Origin of the sequence: Burkholderia sp. FERM BP-3421, assembly GCF_028657905.1 — a bacterium.
Taxonomy (GTDB): Bacteria; Pseudomonadota; Gammaproteobacteria; order Burkholderiales; family Burkholderiaceae; genus Burkholderia.
The window spans coordinates 646,974-667,386 of the sequence record NZ_CP117782.1 but is presented as its reverse complement, the minus strand read 5'-3'; the positions used below and the strand labels follow the sequence as shown (position 1 = coordinate 667,386).

The window sequence follows — 20,413 nt, the reverse complement described above, 5'->3', positions numbered from 1 at the left end:
ATGGATCGCCCGGCTAACTCATCCTTGCCGGCGTGATCGCGGCGCTTTGCGTGAGTGGCATTGACGCAGGCATCGACGCCTTCGACCGGCCATCTGCCGTACAGTGACTCCCCATGCCAACCGCGCGCCGAAATCGATTGCATCGCCCGCATCCCCACGCGCTGCCGCCCGGATTCAGCCGGCATCTTTGCGATAAAGCGCACATGAGACCGTCGTTCCGCGCCCCGGGATGACCGACGGCGATTACACCGCCGCCGCCTCGACACAACCGGATCTCCGTCCGGACGGCCCCGCCCGCCCCTCCGCAAGCGCGCGCAGCGCAAGCTCCGCGATATGCAGCGTATGCCGCCCCGCCCCCTGAGCGATCTGCTCGCGGCAGCTGAACCCGTTCGTCACCACCAGCGTCTCGCGCGGCGCTTGCCGCACGAGCGGCAACAGCGCGTCCTCGCCGATCTTCATCGACAGCGCATAGTGGTCCGCATTGAAGCCGAACGACCCCGACATGCCGCAGCAGCCGGCGTCGAGCAGCGTCCAGCGCACCCCCAGCTTGTCCAGCAACGCGGCTTCGCCCTTCATGCCGAACAGCGACTTCTGGTGACAATGCCCATGCACCAGGACCGTCTCGTCGAGCGCCGGCCAATCGAACGGGATCTGCGCGACGAAGTCGGAAAAGAGAAAACTCTGCCGTGACAGTCGCCGCGCGAGATCGTTGTCCGGAAGCTGCTTCAACAACTCGTCCTTGAACACCGACAGGCAACCCGGCTCCAGCCCAACCACCGGCACGCCGCCGAGAATGTCGTCCGCGAGCGTCTCGACGATCCCGGACAGCAGCGCCCGCGCCTCGTCCAGCAAACCGTAGTCGTAGAGCGGGCGGCCGCAGCAGAGCCGCCGAGGCGGCACCACCACGTCACAGCCGAGGCGCTCCAGCACCTCCATCGCGGCGGCCGCAATCTGCGGCGAGAAATGATCGTTGAAGGTATCGACCCAGAGGATCACCTTCCGGCGCGCCCCATGCGGGCCCGCCTCGCGCCCCGCGCGCTGGCCGGCGCGCGACGCCCTGAACGACTTCGGCGCGAACGCGGGGAGGCTGCGCTCGGCGGCCACGCCCGCCACCCATTTGCCGATGCCGGCCAGCGGCCGCGCAGTCATCGCGAAGTTCGCCAGCCGGGGAAAGCGGCTCGCCCACGGCGCCCACTGCCCGATTCTTCCCATGAACAGCGCCTGCCGCGGCCGACGATGGTTCTCGTAGTAATGCGAGAGAAACTCCGCCTTGTACGACGCCATGTCGGTATGCGTCGGGCAGTCGGACTTGCAGCCCTTGCAGCCGAGGCACGTGTCGAGCGCCTCCTTGACTTCCCCGCTGTTCCAGCCGTCGGTGATGACCTCGCCCTGCAGCATCTCCCAGAACAGATGCGCGCGGCCGCGCGTCGAGAAACGCTCTTCCCGCGTCGCGCGAAAGCTCGGGCACATCGTGCCGCCGTCGAGGGACCGGCACTTCCCCATGCCGATGCAGCGTTCGAGCGCGCGCGGCATGCCGTCGCCCTCGGGGCTCTCGAAGCGCAGCTTCGTCGTCAGCGTCACGGGCTTGTAGGACGGCCCCATGCGCAGGTTCTCGTCGACGCGATAGGCGTTGACGACCTTGCCCGGATTCAGCCGATTCGCCGGATCCCAGATCGCCTTGAACGCCTCCATCGCCTGCATGATCTCGGGGCCGTACATGATCGGCAGGAATTCCGCCTTGGCCTGCCCGTCGCCGTGTTCGCCGGACAGCGAACCGCCGAAATCCACGACGAGTTGCGCCGCCTCGCGAAGAAATCCGCGCCACTTGCGAATGCCCTCGGCCGTGCGGACGTCGAACGTGATCCGCGCATGCACGCACCCGTCGCCGAAATGGCCGTACAGGCAGGTTTCGTAGCCGTAACGGTCCACCAGCGCCTGAAACGCCCGGAGATAGTCGCCGAGCCGCGCCGGATCGACGGCGGCGTCTTCCCAGCCCACCATCGGGTCGGACGTGCCGGGGTCGATCGAGAGCGCGACCGCCGATGCGCCCGTCTCGCGTATCGACCAGATCTTCTGCTGCTGCGTTTTTTCCGTGACGACGAAGCCCGACACGTCCTCGCCGGCCGCTCCCGCGAGAAAATGGCGTGCCGCCGCCTGCGCCTGAAGCGTCGCGGCCGCCGCCGAATCCGCGCCGAACTCGAGCACGACCCACGCATCGCCGCGCGGCAGCAAGGCGATTTCCTCGTGCTTGAGGCCGCGCGCCTGCAAACCGCGCACGATGCCGCGATCCAGGCCCTCGATCGCGATCGGATTGAAGCGGTTGAAATGCGGCACCGCGTCCGCCGCGACGTAGATGTCCTTGAAGCCGAGCAGCAGCAATACCCGATGCGCCGGGCTATGCACGAGCCGCACCTTCGCGTGCAACGTGATCGCGCAGGTGCCTTCGGTGCCGACGAGCGCGCGCGCGAGGTTGAAGCCGTTCTCCGGCAGCAGCTGGTCCAGATTGAAGCCCGACACGCGGCGCTTGATGCGCGGAAACGCGCCGCGGATGTGATCCGCATAACGGTCGCGCAGTTCGCGCAGACGCCGATAGATATCGCCGCGACGGCCCCCCTCGGCAATGATCGCGTCCAGTTCGCCTTCGCTCGTCGGGCCGACCCAGAAGCGCGCGCCGTCGTACGTCAGGATCTCCAGCGCCTCGACGTTCTCCGCCGTCTTGCCGGCCATGACCGAATGCGCGCCGCAGGAATTGTTCGCGATCATGCCGCCGAGCGTGCAGCGGCTGTGCGTGGCCGGGTCGGGCGCGAAGGTCAGGCCATGTCGTTCGGCCGCGTCGCGGAGCGCATCGCAGATCACGCCGGGCTCCACGAGCGCCGTCTTGCCGACCGGGTCAAGGGAAACGACGCGATTGACGTACTTGCTCGTGTCCGCCACCACCGCCACGTTCACGCACTGGCCGTTTTGCGAGGTGCCGCCGCCGCGCGTCAGGAACGGTACGTCGTGGCGCCGGCACACGTCCACCGCGGCGACGAGATCCTCCACGTCGGCCGGCACGACGACCCCGAGCGGGATCTGCCGGTAATTCGACGCGTCCGACGCATAGAGCGCCTTCGAACCGGCATCGAAGCGCACTTCGCCGCGCAGCGCGCGACACAAATCGGCCTGCACGTGTTCGAGCAGGCGCTCACCGGCCTGGAACGGGGTGGCGGCTTTCAACTCACGCCCCGCTGTCGGCCGTACCGGCCGTCATCTTGAAGATGCCGGCGGCATTGCCGGCGTCGAAGCGCAGATCGGTTTCCCACTGACGCGTCGCCTGATTGAACATGCGCTTGCGCGTGATGAATTCGTAGAACGAGCCCGGCACTTCCCGCATCACCATCGCGCCGTCGCTCTGGCGCAGCGCGCGCAGCACGCGGTCCGCGCGATAGGCGGTCTGGAACACGCGGCCGGAGCGCGAGCGCTCGACCTCGGGCTTCATCGGGCGCCCCTTCGCCTTCTCGTCGTCGGCGAGCTTGAACACGTCGGCCACGCGGTCGGTCGCGTGGTTGAACGCATTGCCCTCCGTCGCGATCCAGGCCATCTCGGCCGACTCGCGCAGCAGCGTCTCGTAGTCGCCGACGCCCGGCGCGTCGTGCTGACGCGCAAATGCGCCGACGAGCACGGGCAGCAACGCGCGCGCCGCGTCGAGCGGCAGGCAGCCGTCGCGCGCCAGCTCGGCAAGCTGCGCGTACGCCAGCGGCGTGAGCGGATCGCGCGATGCTCCGAGCACATTGGACACGGCCTGCTGAAACGCCGTCGAGAAGCGCTCCGGATGCAGCTCGCTGACGAAGAACTGCGCGATCTCGTCCGGCGCGTCCTCGTGCACATAAGCGCGGCCCGTCATGCCGAGCGGGTCCAGCGGATAGCGGCCGTTGAGCTTGAAGCCGAGCGGCAGCAGGATCCGCGTGAACGCGGCCTCGCCGGGCGGCAACGCGCCGCACTGCGCCCAGCGCACCGTCCGCAGCGCGCCGTGGTCGAAGTACACGGAACCGCCCTGCGCGATCGCGTCGTCGGTGTAGCGCCGGCCGTTGGGCGAGCGGTCGAGCAAATCCTCGAAAAGCACCATGTTCATCGCCTGGGCCAGCTCGGCGCGCGTGACCACGCCCGCCTCCCATTCCCGCAGCAGCGCGGGAATATTCAGCGCCGCAAACAACCGCCCGGTTTTCTCCGCGCCGAGCACGCCATGCAACAGATTTTCAACGTTCGAATTTCTCATCACCGCCTCTCAGATCACCGTCAATCGGGCTTGCAACGCGTTCCATCCGGTGCATCACGTCGGCGGATTATTCAAAATGCCGGGCTTGTCGTAAAGTGACATAAAATCGACAGTCGATGAGTTTTTGGAACTATCGTGCGTAAATTCAGAATCCCGAACATGAGTGCGCTGATCGCGTTCGAAGCGGCCGCGCGGCATGAAAGTTTCACGCAGGCGGCAAAGGAGCTGTTTCTCACGGAGAGCGCCGTATCGCGGCAGATCGCCACGCTCGAATCGGGTCTCGGCGTGCGTCTGTTCGTGCGCGCCAAGCAGCGCGTGGTGCTGACCCGCGCCGGCAAGCTGTACGGCATGCAGGTGCGCCGCTCGCTGGAACATCTCGATAAGGACACCCTCTCGATCGTCGTGCACGGCAGCGGCGGCGGCTATCTGGAGCTGGCGGTCCTGCCGACCTTCGCCTCCGAATGGCTGATTCCGCGCATGAAGGATTTCACCGAGCGCAATCCCGACGTGCGGATCAACATGGGCGTGCGCACCGACGCGTTTTCGTTCAGCGAATCGCACTTCGAGGCCGCCATTCACTACGGGAAGCCCACCTGGCCCGGCACGACGTCCGATTACCTGTTCGGCGAAGAGGTGGTGCCGGTCTGCTCGCCGGCGCTGTTGAGGAAGCCGATCCGGAAAGCGCACGAGCTGCTCGCGTATCCGCTGCTCCACTCGACCACGCGGCCTCACGGATGGTCGCAATGGTTCGCGTCGCTGGGGGTCGAGGACAACGCGACGATGCAAGGCATCCGCTACGAGCTGCATACGATGCTCACCGCCGGCGCGGCGGCCGGGCTCGGCATCGCGCTCGTGCCGAGGTTCCTCGTCGAAGGGCAGCTCAAGCATCTGGGCCTCGTGATTCCGTTCGAATCGCCCGTGGCCCGGCATGCCAATTCAGATGCCGCCTACTATCTCGTCTATCCGACGGAATTCAGCCACGGCAAACCCCTCGAGGCGTTTCGCGGCTGGCTGCTGGAACAGGCCGCCGACTACGCCGGCGTGCCGCAATAGCCGTCAGCGCCGGTATGCCGCGAGCGCGTCGCGGGCTTGAAAGGCCGTGTACGTGAGTTGCGCGGCCGCGAGCCCGGCAAGGCCGAAGGTGCGGGTCAGGCCGAACGCGGCGAAACCGTCCGGCAACGGCCGGCGCTGCACCAGGGCGTCGGCGAGCGCCTCTCCGGCGACCGTGGTGGGCGCCATGCCGTGCCCGCCGAAGGCGATCGCGTGCCAGACGCCGTCCGCGTCGCGGCCGATCTGCGGCATCTTGTGCCGCGCATAGCTCATCAATCCGCCCCACGCGTACTCGACCTTCACGTCCGCGAGTTGCGGATACACGCGCGCGAGATCGCGCTTGAGCAGCTTCGCGATGGCCTCCGGACCGCGGTCGAGCACCGAGATCCGTCCGCCCCACACGATGCGCGTGTCCTTGAGCGGACGGTAATAGTCGAACGCGAAACGCGTGTCGTAGACCGCATAAGGCGCGTCGATCGCATCGGCGAGGCGCGCGCCGAGCGGCTCGGTCGCGATCACGTAGGTCGCGATCGGCAGCACGGCGCGCTCGATGCGCGGCGACACGCCGCGCGCATAACCGCCGCACGCGAACACCACGTCCTTCGCGCGCACGACGCCATTCGGCGTACGCACGACGAAGCCCGCACCGTCGCGCTCGATCGCGCGCGCGGGCGACTGCTCGTAGAGGCGCGCACCGCCCTGCGCCGCGGCGTTCGCCACGCCGAGCACGTATTTCAGCGGATGAAAATGAAACGCGTTGGGTTCGAAAAGCCCCCCGTGATAACGCGCGGTTTTCAGCCGCGCGCGCAGCGCATCCCGCGCCACCGGCTCCCACTCGACGCGAAAATCGCGCTTCATCAGCGTGCGCAATGCATCGAGCCTCGACGGATCGTCGAACCAGTTCGCGAGCATGACGCCGCGATCGACGAGGTCGCAATCGATGCCGTAGCGGGCGATGCGCGCGCGGATCAGATCGACGGCCTCGATCGTCAGGCCGTACAGGTGGCGCGCCCGGTCCTGACCGAGCATGCCGAGCAGGTCGCCATTGTCGAGACTGTAGCCGCCGAACACGAAGCCGCCGTTGCGCCCCGAGGCGCCGAAGCCGACGCGTTCGCCGTCGAGCAGCACCACGTCGCGCACGCCGCGCTCGACGAGCCCGAGCGCGGTGTTCAGGCCCGCGAGACCGCCGCCGATGATGCAGACCTGCGCGTCGAGCGTGCCGCTCAGCGATGGATAAGGTGAACGCGCAACCGTGGATTCGTAAAAGTTTTGCATGCGATCTGACTTCGAGAAACGAGAAAATGGATGCGGGCGCATCGGCTCCGCGAAAACGGCGCCTGCCTCGCATCCTTGTCGCGGCGCGCCGATGGAGCAGCCGACTGCCCCGCCCGCGCCGCGGTCACGGCCTGAGGCGCCGGATCACGCGTAAGGCGCCACCTTGGCCGGCGCGGACACCTGGCCCAGGTGGTCGCCGCCCTGCTCGGCCTCGACGCGGCTCGCCGCCTGGCGCGCGATCCAGGGCGCGATCTCCATCTCTTCGTAGCGCACCAGGCGGCATCTGCGCACGAGCGCATAGCCCATCCAGATCGCCAAAAAGAGCGGCAGGCCGATATAGGTTGCGGCCACGCCCACCCAGTCTATCCTGTCGGCCAGAAACGCCTGATAGTCCTGACCGACCGTGACGAGCGCGCACAGCGCCGCGGCGAGGATCGGGCCGAACGGGAACAGCTTGGCCCGGTACGGCAGCTGTTCGAGGCGATAGCCCTGCTTCACGAAACCCTTGCGGAACCGATAGTGGCTGATCGCGATGCCGAGCCACGTGATGAAGCCGGCCATCCCGGACAGGTTCAAAAGCCACAGGTACACCGTCTGGTCGCCGTAGAGCGACGTGAGAAAGCACAGCGCGCCCACCGCGGTCGTCGCATACAGCGCATTGAGCGGGACGCCGCCCCGCGAGACCTTCGCGAACACCTTGGGCGCGCGGCCCTGGACCGCGAGGTTGTAGAGCATCCGCGTGGACGCATACATGCCGGAATTGCCGGCCGAGAGCAGCGCGGTGAGGATCACCGCATTCATCACGCCGGCCGCGAACGCGAGGCCCGCATGACGGAACACGAGCGTGAACGGGCTCACGCCCACATCGGTCACGTTGCTTTTCAGGAGGCTGGGGTCGGTATAGGGAATGAGCATGCCGATCACGAAGATCGCCAGCACGTAGAACAGCAGGATGCGCCAGAAGATCTGCTTCACCGCGCGCGGAATCGTGGTGCCCGGGTTTTCCGCCTCGCCCGCCGCGACGCCGATCATCTCGGTGCCCTGAAACGAGAACCCGGCGATCATCGCGACGCCGAGGATCGAGGCCCAGCCGCCGACGAACGGGGCGTCCTTGAGCGTGAAGTTGTCGAAGCCGTTGCTGGGGCCGCCCTGCATGACGCCGAAGATCATCAGCACGCCGATCGCGATGAACGCGATCACCGTCAGCACCTTGATCAACGCGAACCAGTATTCCGCCTCGCCGAAGCCACGCACCGACATGGCATTGAGCGCGAAGATCAGCGCGAGAAACAGCGCGCTCCACCAGACGCCCGGCACCTGCGGAAACCAGTAGTGCATCACGAGCTGCGCGGCGACCAGTTCGACCGCGATGGTCACGGCCCAGCTGTACCAGTAGTTCCAGCCGAGCGCGAAGCCGAAGCCTTCGTCGACGAATTTCGCGCCGTAAGATGCGAACGAACCCGACACGGGCATGAAGGCCGCCATTTCGCCGAGGCTCGTCATCAGGAAATAGACCATCACGCCGATCACCAGATACGCGACCATCGCGCCGCCGGGCCCGGCCTGCGAGATGGACGCGCCCGTGGCGACAAACAGCCCCGTGCCGATCGAGCCGCCGATCGCGATCATGCGCAGATGGCGAGCCTGCAGCCCGCGATGGAGAACGGGCGCCCTGGAACGCGGGTCGGATGAATCCCGGGAATGCTGCTCGGGTTGTGAACGCATGAGGTGCGCTGTCTCCATGTTTGTCTCGGATGACGGTGCACGCCTGGTTCTGCTGCGCCCGCCAGCGGCTGGAATGCCCCGACCGGCCGACGTGCGCGCCGCCTTCATCGCTGAGCCGGCCGCATGCGAAAAGCGCGGCCGAAAAACGCCGGCTGCTTGTGCCACAGACCTTGACGCCGAACAAAGTGTATTGATTAAAAAAAAGAAGCGCCAAACGACATTTCGGAACTAGTTGATGCATGTTCATCATCAACTGTCGACGGCGGGGTGAAGGCGCGGGTCGCGTGCGCGTTCGCGGGTTGAAAACGGAGGGATGGCATCCGCGATGCCGATCGGAATGGCCTCGCCCCTCACGCGCCGAGGCGTGAATAGTGTCGTCGAACGTCTCGATGCAATCGAATATATCCGACATGTTCGTCGCTACGCCGCCTGAGCGATGCACGCCCGGGTGCGTCGAGGCCGCGCCCGATCATGGCGCAGCGCCGCTTCGCAACGCTCATGATCGAACCTGCGCATCCACCGGCGCATGCGGTCTCGCGGCGCGTCATCCCTGCGCCTGTCGCCGACCGTCCAATCCGCCCGACCTCACCAACGCGATCGCCGCCCCCGCCACCACCGCCCCCGATATCACGTCGACCAGATAGTGCCCGCCCTGCGTCGGCGTCGACGCGATCATCAGCGCATTGAGCCCCAGCGCGACGATCGACACGCCCCGTGCGCGTCTCAACGCATACGCGAAGATCACGCCAAGCGCGGTATGGAACGACGGCATCGACACGAGCCCCTGCAAGGTCAGCAAGTCGATCTCATGCAGGGAACCCGCGCGCAGGCGCGCGAAATCCGCAACCGTATCCGCGGTATCCGGCGCGCTCACGCCGAAATGCACGAACGCGCTCGCCGCCGGCCAGGGCGTGGACACCGCGAGCACCATCATCCCGCTCAGCATGAACAGCCAGACGAACGCGCGCAGGTTGCCGCGATCGCGCAGCACGGCGAGCAGGAACGGAATGACGATCAACTGCCACTTCGCGCTGTCGTATGCGAACGCCAGCACCTGCCGCGCCTGGGGACGCGCCTGCACCCACGCGAATACCCGCGGCCAATCGAAGCCGAGCCATGCATCGGCGCGAATCAGCGCAGCGTCGATCAGCGGCGGATTCACGCTCACGCACAGATAGGACAACACGCCCGTCGCCGCCATGAAGGCAGCCAGCAGCGCCGTGGCGAACAAGGCCTCGGCCACCTCGCGATATCGGAAGCGCTCGGCCAGCTCGCGATAACGCGCCACGCGCGCCACGCCCACCAGCAGCACCGCGAACCCGATGCAGGTGCCGATCAGCTTCAGCGCCGCCACCACGCCCGCGCGCTGCACCGCATAACCGCCTGCGCGCAACCACAGCAGATCGCACGCGACGATCGCGGCCACCACGCCCCATCCATACGCGTAGGGATGGGCGGCCAGCCAGCCCGACCGCACGCGCATCGCCCGCACCTCCGCCTGTCGCACCTGCATGCCTCTCCCGTCCGGTTGGCGGACCGCGCACGGCGGCCGCGTGGGTGTCGCCCCGTCTCGTCTCGTCTCGTCTCGTCTCGTCTCGTCTCGTCTCGTCTCGTCTCGTCTCGTCTCGTCTCGTCTCGTCTCGCAGCACGTTATCACGGCCGCCCCCGGTGACGGCAATACCGGCCGGCCCGCACGCCGCACACGAGCAATGGCCCCCCGCCACCGCGCCCCGCGACACGGCGATTTCTGACTCGCTACACTGTCCGCCGGGGCGGATGCCCGTCCGCATCCTTTCAGTGTGTAGGCCGGCATCGGCGCGACTACCGCCGCGCCTGCCCCGGCCATGCCCGCACACGACGCGGACATGGCTGCGTGATAACAACAAGAGATGAGGATTCAATGCTTGCAAAACCGTCACCCGCCGCGCGCCTGCTGTCGCTCGCGGCCGCCGCATCGTTGTGCGGCATCGCCCATGCGGACGAGGGCATGTGGCAACCCCCGCAACTCCCGGGACTCGCCGGCGCGCTCGAACAGCGCGGCCTCGCGCTCGATCCGGCCAAGCTCGCCACGCTGACCGACTGGCCGCTCGACGCGGTCGTGAGCCTCGGCTTCTGCACCGCGTCGTTCGTCTCGCCCGACGGCCTGGTCGTCACCAATCACCACTGCGGCTACGGCGCGCTGCAATACAACTCGACCACGCAGAACAACCTGATCGAGAACGGCTTCCTCGCGCGCGCGCCCGGCGAGGAGCTGCCCGCGGATCCGACCCAGCGCATCTACGTGACCGACGAGATCAGCGACGTCACCGCGAAGATCAACGCGGCGCTCAAGCCCGGGATGAACGGCTATGCGCGCTACGTCGCGATCGATCTCGCGAAGAAGCGGCAGGTGCAGGACTGCGAGCAGCCCGGCTATCGCTGCGACGTCTACACCTTCAGCGGCGGCTACAGCTACCAGTTGATCCGCCAGCGCGAGATCCGCGACGTACGGCTCGTCTACGCGCCGCCGCTGTCGATCGGCAAGTTCGGCGGCGACGTCGACAACTGGATGTGGCCGCGCCACACCGGCGACTTCAGCTTCCTGCGCGCCTACGTCGCGAAGGACGGCAGCGCGGCCTCGTACTCGAAGGACAACGTCCCCTACCACCCGAAGCACTGGCTGACGGTGAACCCGGACGGCGTGCGCACGGGCGACTTCGTGATGGTGGCCGGCTATCCAGGCCGCACCGACCGCTATCGACTCGCGGACGAACTGCAAAACACGATCGACTGGCGCTATCCGACCGAGATCGCGCTCTTCAAGGATCTGCTCGCGATGGTCGACACGGCGAGCCGCGCGCGTCCGGAGGTCGGCGTCAAATACGCGGACCTGGTCGCCGGCCTCAACAACGCGATGAAGAACTACCAGGGCAACCTCGAGGGTCTTGCGCGCAGCAACGCGCTCGCCGCCAAGCGCGCGCAGGAGGCCGACCTCGACCGCTGGCTCGCCGCGCAAGCCGACGGCGGCGCCGCGCAGGCCGCCGACGTCCGCGCGCTGCGCGCCCTGGTCGCCAGCCAGTTGAAGCTGCGCGACCGCAACCTCGTGTATCGCCAGCTCGGTTTCGGCGGCCTGTTCCACAGCGCCTACCAGATCGTGCGGCTCGCGCAGGAGAAGCAGAAGCCCGACCTCGAGCGCGAATCCGGCTACCAGAAGCGCGACGAGATCCGCGTGGAGGGCGAGGCGCGCCGCCTCGACCGCACGATGGATCCGGCGGTCGACCAGCAGATGCTGGTCGATACGCTGCAACGCTACGTGAAGCTTCCCGCCGACCAGCGGCTGCCGGCGCTCGATCGCTGGCTGGGCGGCGCGTCCGATCCCGCCGCGCTGACCCGCAAGGTGGCCGCGCTCTATCGCGGCTCGCGCCTCACCGATACCGCGACGCGCGTGCACTGGCTGGATGCGACGCCCGAGCGGATCGCCGCGAGCAACGATACGTGGTTGCAGCTGATGCGCGCGCTGATGCCGGATCTGCTCGCCTACGAGCACGAGCAAAAGGCGATCGCGGGCGACGACGCGCGGCTGCGCGCGCGCTACATGACGGCGCTCGTCGCATTCGACGCCGCGCGCGGCCGCCCGATCTACCACGATGCGAACAACTCGCTGCGCGTGACGTACGGCACGGTGGGCGGCTATGCGCCGCGCGACGCGGTCAGCTATGCGGCGTTCACGACGGTCGACGGCATCGTCCAGAAGAACACGGGAGCCGAGCCGTTCAACGCGCCGCCCGCCGAACTCGCGGCGATCCGCGCGAAGGCGTTCGACGGCTACGCGAGCCCGACGCTCGGCACGCTGCCCGTCAACTTCCTGGCGAACCTCGACATCACGGGCGGCAACTCGGGCTCGCCGACGCTCGACCGCAACGGCAAGCTCGTCGGTCTCGTGTTCGACGGCAACTGGGAAGGCGTGAGTTCCGGCTGGCTGTTCAATCCGGCTGAAACGCGCTCGATCCACGTCGACGTCCGCTACATGCTGTGGGTCATGCATCACCTCGACCACGCGGACAACCTGCTGAAGGAAATGCAGGTCGGCACGGCGCGCTGAGCGCCGTGCGCCGCGCCCGCTTCTGGCGGGCGCGGCGATTGTCCCCATAGCCGTCTGATTTACCGCCGATTCATTCGAATCAATTACCGGGAACATTCAATCCCGCGACCTCGATATCCCTGGCCGGCGCGCGCCGGCCGCCCTCCCACGCGCTTGCGTGGCGCAGCCCGCACAAAACTCGACAGGAAAACGCCCCGCGCCGGTTGACGCCTCGATTTTGAATTTTTACGATTTATCAAAATCACACGTAATAATAAAAACGAAAGAATTAAATAATATTCACGTAAATAAACAGCTCGATGACCGAGGCTTTACCCTTGCTGCATGTATTTCGTTAAATAATCGAAAGGCACAAAGGATAAAAATGAAAGCAGAGCGCTTCCGGAAGGACGCAGGAACGGGCCGCCGGGCCCGCTACATGGGAGGGACGATACTGGCGCTGGGGCTCCTCGCGCTGGCAGGTTGCGGCGGCGACGGCACGAGCACCACGCCCCCGCCTCCCGACCAGACCTACACCGACAACGTCGCGTACTCGCCGAAGGCCGGCGACAGCCTGCCCGCCGCGCAAATCACCGAGCAAGCCGCGGTGATGCACCACAGCTGGTCCGCGGGCGGCACCACGGTCAACTACACCACCACCACCGGGCACCTGACCGCATCCGATCCGAGCGGCAATGCGGAAGCCACGATGTCCTACGTCGCGTACACCGCGCCGAGCGCGGACGGCTCGCCCCGCCCCGTCACGTTCTTCTACAACGGCGGCCCGGGCTCGTCGTCGGTGTGGCTGCGGCTCGGCTCGTTCGCGCCGACCCGCGTCGCGACGCCCGATCCGCTCATGACGAACTGGCCGAACTTCCCGCTCGTCGACAACCAGGAAAGCCTGATCGCGACCACCGACATGGTGTTCATCGACCCGCCGGGCACCGGGCTGTCGGAAGCGATCCAGCCCAACACGAACAAGACCTTCTGGGGCGCCGATTCCGACGTGCAGGTGATGCGCGACTTCATCCGTCGCTACCTGAGCGTGAACAACCGCGCCAGCTCGCCGATCTATCTGTACGGCGAATCGTACGGCACGCCGCGCACCAACATGCTCGCGCTGTCGCTCGAATCGGCGGGCGTGCACCTGACGGGCATCGTGCTGCAGTCGTCGATCCTCAACTACTTCGCCGATCCGGGCGAAACCGCCGCGATCACCAACGGCAACCCCGGCAACGCGCAGGTCGAGCTGAAGTACACGACGGACGGGATGATCGGCTACTTCCTGAGCTATGCGCAGGTTGCCGCCTACTTCAACCAGGTGGCGCCCGCGCCGACCAGCATGGGGGCGTTCGCGCTGCAGATCCAGAACTTCGTGACCTCGCAGTATTCGTCGCTCGCGCTGTACGCACCGACCTTCTTCTTCGGCGGCTCCGCGCCGCAGACGACGCCCGCGACGTTCCCGAACAACACCACGCTGTCGGCCTGGTCCGCGCAGACCAACATGACGGTCGCGTCGCTCAACGCGTACTTCGGCAACAGCCCCTATGGCACCGCGCTCGTGCCCGGCTCCACGATCGGCCGCTACGACGGGCGCGTCTCGCTGCCGAGTTCCGATCCGCGCCTGGCGGCCGATTCCGATCCGTCCGACATCCTGATCTCGCAGCCGTTCACGACGGCGCTCGCGACGCAGATGCCGAACTACCTCGGCTACACGGCGCCGAACGCGACCTACCAGACGCTCAACAACGACATCATCGGCGCGTGGAACTTCAGCCATGCGGGGCAGGCGGTGCCGGACACGATTCCGGACCTGCTGGCCGCGCTGACGCTCAATCCGCAGCTGAAGGTGCTGTCCGCGAACGGCTACCACGATCTCGCGACGCCGTTCTTCATCACGGAGAACCAGCTTGCGCGCCTGCAATCGGTGTCGGGGATCAATCCGAACCTGCAGGTCACGTTCTACCAGGGGGGCCACATGATCTACCTGGACAACACCGCGCGTCCGCAGCTGAAGTCGGACCTGGTCGCGTACTACCAGAGCCAGCCGATCGCGAACGCGCTGACGCTCGCCAAGCTGCCGCCGCCGTGGCCGGATGAGAATCCGGCCAATACGCCGACGACGCTCAAGGCGGCACTCACGGCCGCGCGCTGAGTCCAATGGCGAGCGGGCCCGGTGCGGCCCGCTCGCGCGACCCTTTTTTCTTGCGAGTCACGTTATGTCCAAGTTCTCTCTGATGCGGCGCGTCCCGACCCTGATCGCGCTCGCGCTTGCCGCCGGCGCGGCCCATGCGGCGTCGCTGCAGGCCGTTTCGCCCGCCACGCCGCCCGCGGGCGGCGGCGTCGACGGTCCGTTCTTCCCGCGCGCGGCGGTGGCCGCGCCCGCCTCCGCGACGACGGGCCCCGAATTGCAGCAGCAGGCGCAACAGCGGCTCGCCGCGAGCTTCGCCGCGAACCAGGCGTTCAGCAACGGCGCGGCCGTCTCCAAGGCGCAGGCGCAAAACAGCGGCCTCGGCTATGTCGCGCAGCATTTCGACCAGATCGACACCGCGCATACCGGCAAGGTCACGCTGAAGCAGGTCCAGCAGTATCTGCAGCAACGGCAGTAACACTCGCCGTCATCGAGCTGCGACGCCGCGCCTCGCGCGGCGTTTTTTTTGCGTCGTTTTGCTTCGTCGCGGATTTGGGGAGTTTGAGGATGTGGAGCAGACTGTCGGGGCCTGCCGCAAGGAGGCCGTATCCGGCGCTCACCGACGGCTCGCGGAATCGGGTCGACAAACGCGGAGCAGACGAACCAGGAGCGAACATGCAGCCTGAGAAAGAAACCGGGCGAGACGCCGCGCCCAACGTCGGGAACGTCGATAGCGTGGAGGAAGTCGAGCAGTTCGACGGAGGTCATTGGGGCAGCGCGTGGAAGCCCTTGACGCCCGCCATGGACACGACGCCCGGTCGGCTCGGTGCGAATGTCGCGCGCGTTCCGGCCGACCGGACAGCGTGTCCATTTCACACGCACGCACGGGAGGACGAAATCTTCTACGTGCTTTCGGGGCGAGGCGTCTTCCGCTACGGCGATACCGTTCAGGAAATTCGCGCCGGCAACTGCATCTCGTGTCCAGCGGGAACGGGCATCGCCCATCAACTCGCCAATCCATTTGATGAAGATCTCGCCTACTTTGCCGTTGGGCTGAACGACCCTCACGAGGTATGCACCTATCCCGACAGCGGCAAGGTCATGGTTCGCAGCCTGAAAACAGTTGGACGGCTGACCAAAGCGCCCTACATGGACGGCGAAGCGGGCGAACCGCAAGTGTTCCACTCGCACGGCGACTGCGCGATTAGCGCCACGGCGTTTGCTTGGGCCGCGTCATAGAGGTGTCGGGTCGAATGGTAGACATGGGGCAGGCGGTCGATCCGCTTCAGGTCGAACTGGGACTCCCACGCATCCTTTCTCGGCGTGATGCCGGCGCGCCGCGATCCGCCGCTGCATCGGCCGGCCGCGCCTCGAAGCCTCCTCGCGCGGTCGCCCCGCGCGCTTTTTCGTTATCATCGGACCACAACGGCGCGCCGGAACATGCGCTGCGCCGCCCGTTCAACGACAACCTCGCGCCCCGCGCGCGCATCGCATGCCCAATCTCCTCCGCCCGGCCACGTTCGCGCTGGCCGCCGCGCTCGCGGGCCCGGCCGGCGCCATCGCGGCGCCCAAGGCGCTCGACGCCGCGCTCGACTGCTCGTCGACGGGCCACGACTTCATCGCGCCGCTTCTCGCCGCCGGCGACATCCGCGACAAGCCGATGCATGTCGAAGCCAACTCGGTCAACGCATTCCGCACGATCCATTCGCTCACCGCCTACGGCTTCCCGGTGTTCGTCGCACTCGGCTACCAGGCCAATGACCCGATCTTCGCGCACGGCGACGGCAAGCCGATCGGCGACTGGTCCTACGGCGTGGTGGTCAGGGGTTCGAAGGATGCGGTCGAGGCGAAGGTGCGCGAGGCCGGCAGCCGCGCGACCGTCAAGGAGGCGTTTCCGTTTCTCACGGCGATCGTCTGCACGTCGCCGTGACGGGATTTGCTTCGGCGCGGTCCCGCCGTGACGGCGGGACCGTAACGGCGAGACCGTGGCGCGCTCGCCGGCCGGGCGCCCGCGCGCGGCGCCCGATGCGGCTCACGCGCCGGTGTACACCACCCGGTACGGAATCCCGACCTTCTCCCATTCCGCCGCCTCCTGGCTGAGGCTGTAGTCGGTCAGCGGATTCTGCTCGACCCAGTCGCCCGGCAGCCGCACCTCGTAGCCGCCCTTCTTGATCTGCGTGACTGCGATGTCGGGCAGCCCCGCATCGGTCCGGCGCCGGCACAGCAGCGCCGCGAGCCGCAGGCAGAACAGCAGCGGCCACTCGACCTCGCGCGACTGCGACAGCTTGCCGAGCTTGCCCGCATGCCCGAGCACCAGCGCGGCAAGCCGCGCCTGGTCGGTCCGCGAGAAGCCGGGCATGTCCGCGTTGCTCGCGATATACGCGGAGTGCTTGTGATACGCGCTGTGCGAAATCGACAGCCCGATCTCGTGCAGCGCGGCCGCCCAGCCGAGGAACATGCCGCTCTCCATGCGGCGCTCCTCATCCGGCTCCTCCAACTGGTCGTAGAACCGCACCGCCAGCGCGCCGATCCGCTCGGCCTGCGCGCGATCGACGCCGTAGCGGCGCGTGAAGCCCTCGACCGTCACGGCGCGCATGTCCTCGTGCTGGGTCCGGCCGAGCAGGTCGTACAGCACGCCGAGGCGCAGCGCGCCGTCGGTCGTGTCGACATAGTCGACGCCCAGCTCCTCGAACACCGCGAGCATGATCGACAGCCCGCCCGCGAGCACCGGGATGCGGTCCGGCTTCAGCGCGACGAGCTTCAGCCGGTTCACGTTCTCCGCCTTGATCAGCGCGCGCTTCAGGCGTTCGAGCCCGCCCCGCGAGATGCCGTGCGACACGCCCGCATCGTTGAAGCCGTTCGCCTCGACCAGTTCCGCGAGCGCGCGCGCGGTGCCGGACGAACCGATCGCCTGATCCCAACCCGCCTTCTTGTAGTCGCCCGAAATGATCTGGATCTCGCGCTTCGCGGCCAGTTCGGCCTGGCGCATCGTGTATTCGTCGACGTTGCCCGCCGGGAAGAAGGCGCGGCTGTGGCTCACGCAGCCGATGTAGAGGCTTTCCATCACGAGCGGCGTGTAGTGCGAGCCGATGATGAACTCGGTCGAACCGCCGCCGATGTCGACCACGAGCCGCTTGCCCGCGTTCGCGGGCACCGAGTGCGCGGCGCCCGCGTAGATCAGCCGCGCCTCCTCGCGCCCCGCGATCACTTCGATCGGGAAGCCGAGCGCCGCCTGCGCCTCGCCGAGGAATTCGGCCGCGTTCTTCGCGACCCGCAGGGTATTGGTCGCGACCGCGCGCACGTGATCCGGGTGGAAATCGCGCAGCCGCTCGCCGAAACGCTTCAAGGCCTCCCAGCCGCGCTCCTGCGACGCCCGGTCGAGCAGCTTGTCGCCCGACAGCCCGGCCGCGAGCCGCACCGGCTCGCGCAACGCGTCGACAGGATAGATCTGACTGCCCGCCGGCGTCTCCTCGACCCGCCCGACAATCAGCCGGAAGCTGTTGGAGCCGAGATCGACCGCTGCCAGTAAATGCGGGGATGTAACCATCGAGAGGGCTCCGTTCTCGTCCGACCGCCGGGCGATTGCCGCGCCGGCCGTAAAAATCAAAGGCGCCATTTTAAAGCGTAGTACGCTTTCACGTGTCGCCTGACGCGAGATCCTGCGTTCCTTCATTGTATATAGCGGAAATCCGGATGAGCCCCGGTGTTTTCCGTCGTATTATTTGGCGATAAACATCAAACTGTCATCAAGACGTCATCGCACCGTGAGAATTTCCGAGCGTCCTTTCGAGTCTTCGCCTGATTTTCCGTCTTCTCTGCCGATGTCCATCCGTTACCCGCTTCTCAACCGCGAATTGGGCATCCTGGGGTTCAACGAGCGCGTGCTGGCACAGGCCGCCGATCCCCACGTTCCCCTCCTCGAACGGCTGCGCTTCATTTGCATCACCAGCAGCAACCTCGACGAATTCTTCGAGGTCCGCATGGCCGGGCTGCAAGAACAGATGCGCGACAACCCCGGCGCGGTCGCGCCCGACGGCATGTCGCTGCAGCACGTGTACGACCTCGTCGTCGAGCGGGCGCAGCGCCTCGTGCACCGCCAGTACACGCTGCTGCACGAGACCGTGCTGCCCGCCCTCGAACACGAAGGCATCTACTTCCATTCGCCCGAAAGCTGGAGCGAGGGGCAGATCGAGTGGGCGCACCGCCACTTCTTCGACGAGCTGCTGCCGGTGCTCACGCCGATCGGCCTCGATCCCGCGCATCCGTTCCCGCGCGTGCTGAACAAGAGCCTGAACTTCGTGGTCGAGCTGGAGGGCCGCGACGCGTTCGGCCGCCAGGCGGTGATGGGCATCGTGCAGGCGCCGCGCGCGCTGCCGCGCCTCGTGCGCATGCCGCAGGCGCTGTCGGGATTCCAGCACGGCTTCGTGCTGCTCAGCTCGCTGATGCAATACTTCGTCGGCGAGCTGTTCCCGAAGCTCACCGTGAAGAGCTGCAACCAGTTCCGCATCACGCGCAACAGCGAACTGTTCGTCGACGAGGACGAAATCACCAACCTGCGCGTCGCGCTGCAAGGCGAGTTGCCCGCGCGCCATCTCGGCAACGCGGTGCGGCTCGAGGTCTCGGCGGATACGCCGCCGCACCTGGTGCGACGCCTGCTCGACGAGAGCAATCTCAACGACAAGGACTGCTACCGCGTCAACGGCGCCGTCAACCTCGTGCGCCTGATGCAGTTGCCCGATCTCGTCGATCTGCCGGAACTCAAGTTCGCGCCGTTCACGCCGGCGATCCCGGCCGCGATCGCCAACGCGCCGTCGATCTTCGACGCGATCGACCACGGCGACATCCTGCTCCACCATCCGTACGAAAGCTTCCAGCCCGTGCTGGAGCTGCTGCAGCAGGCCGCCCAGGATCCGAGCGTGGTCGCGATCAAGCAGACCATCTACCGCACCGGCACCGATTCGCCGCTGATGGACGCGCTGATGGAAGCCGCGCGCAACGGCAAGGAAGTGACCGTCGTCGTCGAGCTGCTCGCGCGCTTCGACGAGGAGACCAACATCAACTGGGCGGCCCAGCTCGAGGCCGTCGGCGCGCACGTCGTGTACGGCGTGGTCGGTCACAAGTGCCACGCGAAGATGATGCTGATCGTCCGGCGCGTGACGCGCGGCGGCAAGTCGGTATTGCGCCGCTACGTGCACCTCGGCACCGGCAACTACCATCCACGCACCGCGCGCCTCTACACCGACTTCGGCCTGATGACGACCGAACCCGCGCTGTGCGAGGACGTGCACCACGTATTCCAGCAGCTGACCGGGATCGGCGGCGAGCTGAAGCTGCACGCGCTGTGGCAATCGCCGTTCACGCTGCATCCGCGCATCATCGACGGCATCCGCGCCGAAATCGCCAACGCGCGCGCCGGCAAGCGCGCGCGGATCGTCGCGAAGATGAACGCGCTGCTGGAGCCGAGCGTGATCGCCGAGCTGTACGAGGCCTCGCAGGCGGGGGTCAAGGTCGATCTGATCGTACGCGGCGTGTGCGCGCTGCAACCGGGCGTGCCGGGGCTGTCGGACAACATCACGGTGCGCTCGATCATCGGACGCTTCCTCGAACACCACCGGATCTACTATTTCCATGCGGACGGCAAGGAGCTCGTCTACCTGTCGAGCGCCGACTGGATGGACCGCAACCTGTTCCGCCGCGTCGAGGTCGCGTTCCCGATCCACGAGCGCAGGCTCAAGCGCCGCGTGATCGCCGAGGGGCTGTCGGTCTTCCTCGGCGACAATCAGTCCGCGTGGCTGATGCAGAGCGACGGCCACTATCGACGCCGCCGCGCGGGCAAGACGCCGCGCAGCGCGCAGCTCGGCCTGCTCGCGAAATTCTGCCCGTGACCGCCGACGGCCGCCGCTTCCCGCGCGCGACG

General features: G+C 67.0%; 13 protein-coding genes. 7 read left to right on the top strand and 6 right to left on the bottom strand.

Going from position 1 to position 20,413, the window contains the following annotated elements; genetic code table 11:
- Positions 1-243: 243 nt before the first annotated feature.
- Together Bsp3421_RS18920 and Bsp3421_RS18915 are read right to left on the bottom strand one after the other, a co-directional pair.
- A complete protein-coding gene (locus Bsp3421_RS18920) occupies positions 244-3,216 on the bottom strand; it encodes an FAD-binding and (Fe-S)-binding domain-containing protein (RefSeq protein WP_274002384.1) in 2,973 nt (990 codons plus the stop codon).
- Position 3,217: 1 nt separating this feature from the next.
- Positions 3,218-4,255, bottom strand: a complete 1,038-nt coding sequence (locus Bsp3421_RS18915; RefSeq protein WP_274002383.1) for a DUF1338 domain-containing protein — start codon at positions 4,253-4,255, stop codon at positions 3,218-3,220.
- A gap of 135 nt (positions 4,256-4,390) precedes the next feature.
- Here Bsp3421_RS18915 and Bsp3421_RS18910 point away from each other — a divergent pair, with 135 nt between their 5' ends.
- On the top strand, positions 4,391-5,308 hold the full coding sequence (locus Bsp3421_RS18910; protein WP_274002381.1) for a LysR family transcriptional regulator: 918 nt from the start codon (positions 4,391-4,393) through the stop codon (positions 5,306-5,308).
- Positions 5,309-5,311: 3 nt separating this feature from the next.
- Here Bsp3421_RS18910 and Bsp3421_RS18905 read toward each other — a convergent pair whose 3' ends face one another.
- The 3 genes from Bsp3421_RS18905 to Bsp3421_RS18895 all read right to left on the bottom strand — a co-directional run bounded on the left by Bsp3421_RS18905 (position 5,312) and on the right by Bsp3421_RS18895 (position 9,818).
- Entirely contained in the window at positions 5,312-6,580 is a 1,269-nt protein-coding gene (locus Bsp3421_RS18905) for an NAD(P)/FAD-dependent oxidoreductase (RefSeq protein ID WP_274002379.1), read from the bottom strand.
- 144 nt (positions 6,581-6,724) lie between these two features.
- Entirely contained in the window at positions 6,725-8,305 is a 1,581-nt protein-coding gene (locus tag Bsp3421_RS18900) for an amino acid permease (RefSeq protein WP_274002378.1), read from the bottom strand.
- Between the two features lie 544 nt (positions 8,306-8,849).
- A complete protein-coding gene (locus tag Bsp3421_RS18895) occupies positions 8,850-9,818 on the bottom strand; it encodes a phosphatase PAP2 family protein (protein WP_274002377.1) in 969 nt (322 codons plus the stop codon).
- Between the two features lie 387 nt (positions 9,819-10,205).
- On the opposite strand from Bsp3421_RS18895, the gene Bsp3421_RS18890 reads away from it, so the two are divergent.
- The 5 genes from Bsp3421_RS18890 (at position 10,206) to Bsp3421_RS18870 (ending at position 16,426) form a co-directional block, all read left to right on the top strand.
- Complete coding sequence (locus Bsp3421_RS18890) at positions 10,206-12,386, top strand: S46 family peptidase (protein WP_274002376.1); 2,181 nt, start codon at positions 10,206-10,208, stop codon at positions 12,384-12,386.
- Positions 12,387-12,750: 364 nt separating this feature from the next.
- Positions 12,751-14,520 carry a S10 family serine carboxypeptidase-like protein gene (locus Bsp3421_RS18885; protein ID WP_443111566.1) on the top strand — a complete coding sequence of 590 codons (1,770 nt, stop codon included), beginning with the start codon at positions 12,751-12,753 and terminating at the stop codon, positions 14,518-14,520.
- Positions 14,521-14,584: 64 nt separating this feature from the next.
- Positions 14,585-14,974, top strand: a complete 390-nt coding sequence (locus Bsp3421_RS18880; protein ID WP_443111565.1) for a hypothetical protein — start codon at positions 14,585-14,587, stop codon at positions 14,972-14,974.
- A gap of 197 nt (positions 14,975-15,171) precedes the next feature.
- A complete protein-coding gene (locus Bsp3421_RS18875) occupies positions 15,172-15,735 on the top strand; it encodes a cupin domain-containing protein (protein ID WP_274002374.1) in 564 nt (187 codons plus the stop codon).
- A 253-nt stretch (positions 15,736-15,988) separates the two neighbouring features.
- Entirely contained in the window at positions 15,989-16,426 is a 438-nt protein-coding gene (locus Bsp3421_RS18870; protein WP_274002373.1) for a hypothetical protein, read from the top strand.
- 102 nt (positions 16,427-16,528) lie between these two features.
- Here Bsp3421_RS18870 and ppx read toward each other — a convergent pair whose 3' ends face one another.
- Positions 16,529-18,043 (bottom strand): exopolyphosphatase, encoded by a 1,515-nt coding sequence (ppx, locus tag Bsp3421_RS18865; RefSeq protein ID WP_274002372.1) that lies wholly within the window; start codon positions 18,041-18,043, stop codon positions 16,529-16,531.
- Between the two features lie 274 nt (positions 18,044-18,317).
- On the opposite strand from ppx, the gene ppk1 reads away from it, so the two are divergent.
- Entirely contained in the window at positions 18,318-20,381 is a 2,064-nt protein-coding gene (gene ppk1 / locus Bsp3421_RS18860) for a polyphosphate kinase 1 (protein WP_274002371.1), read from the top strand.
- The last annotated feature ends 32 nt before the right edge of the window (positions 20,382-20,413 follow it).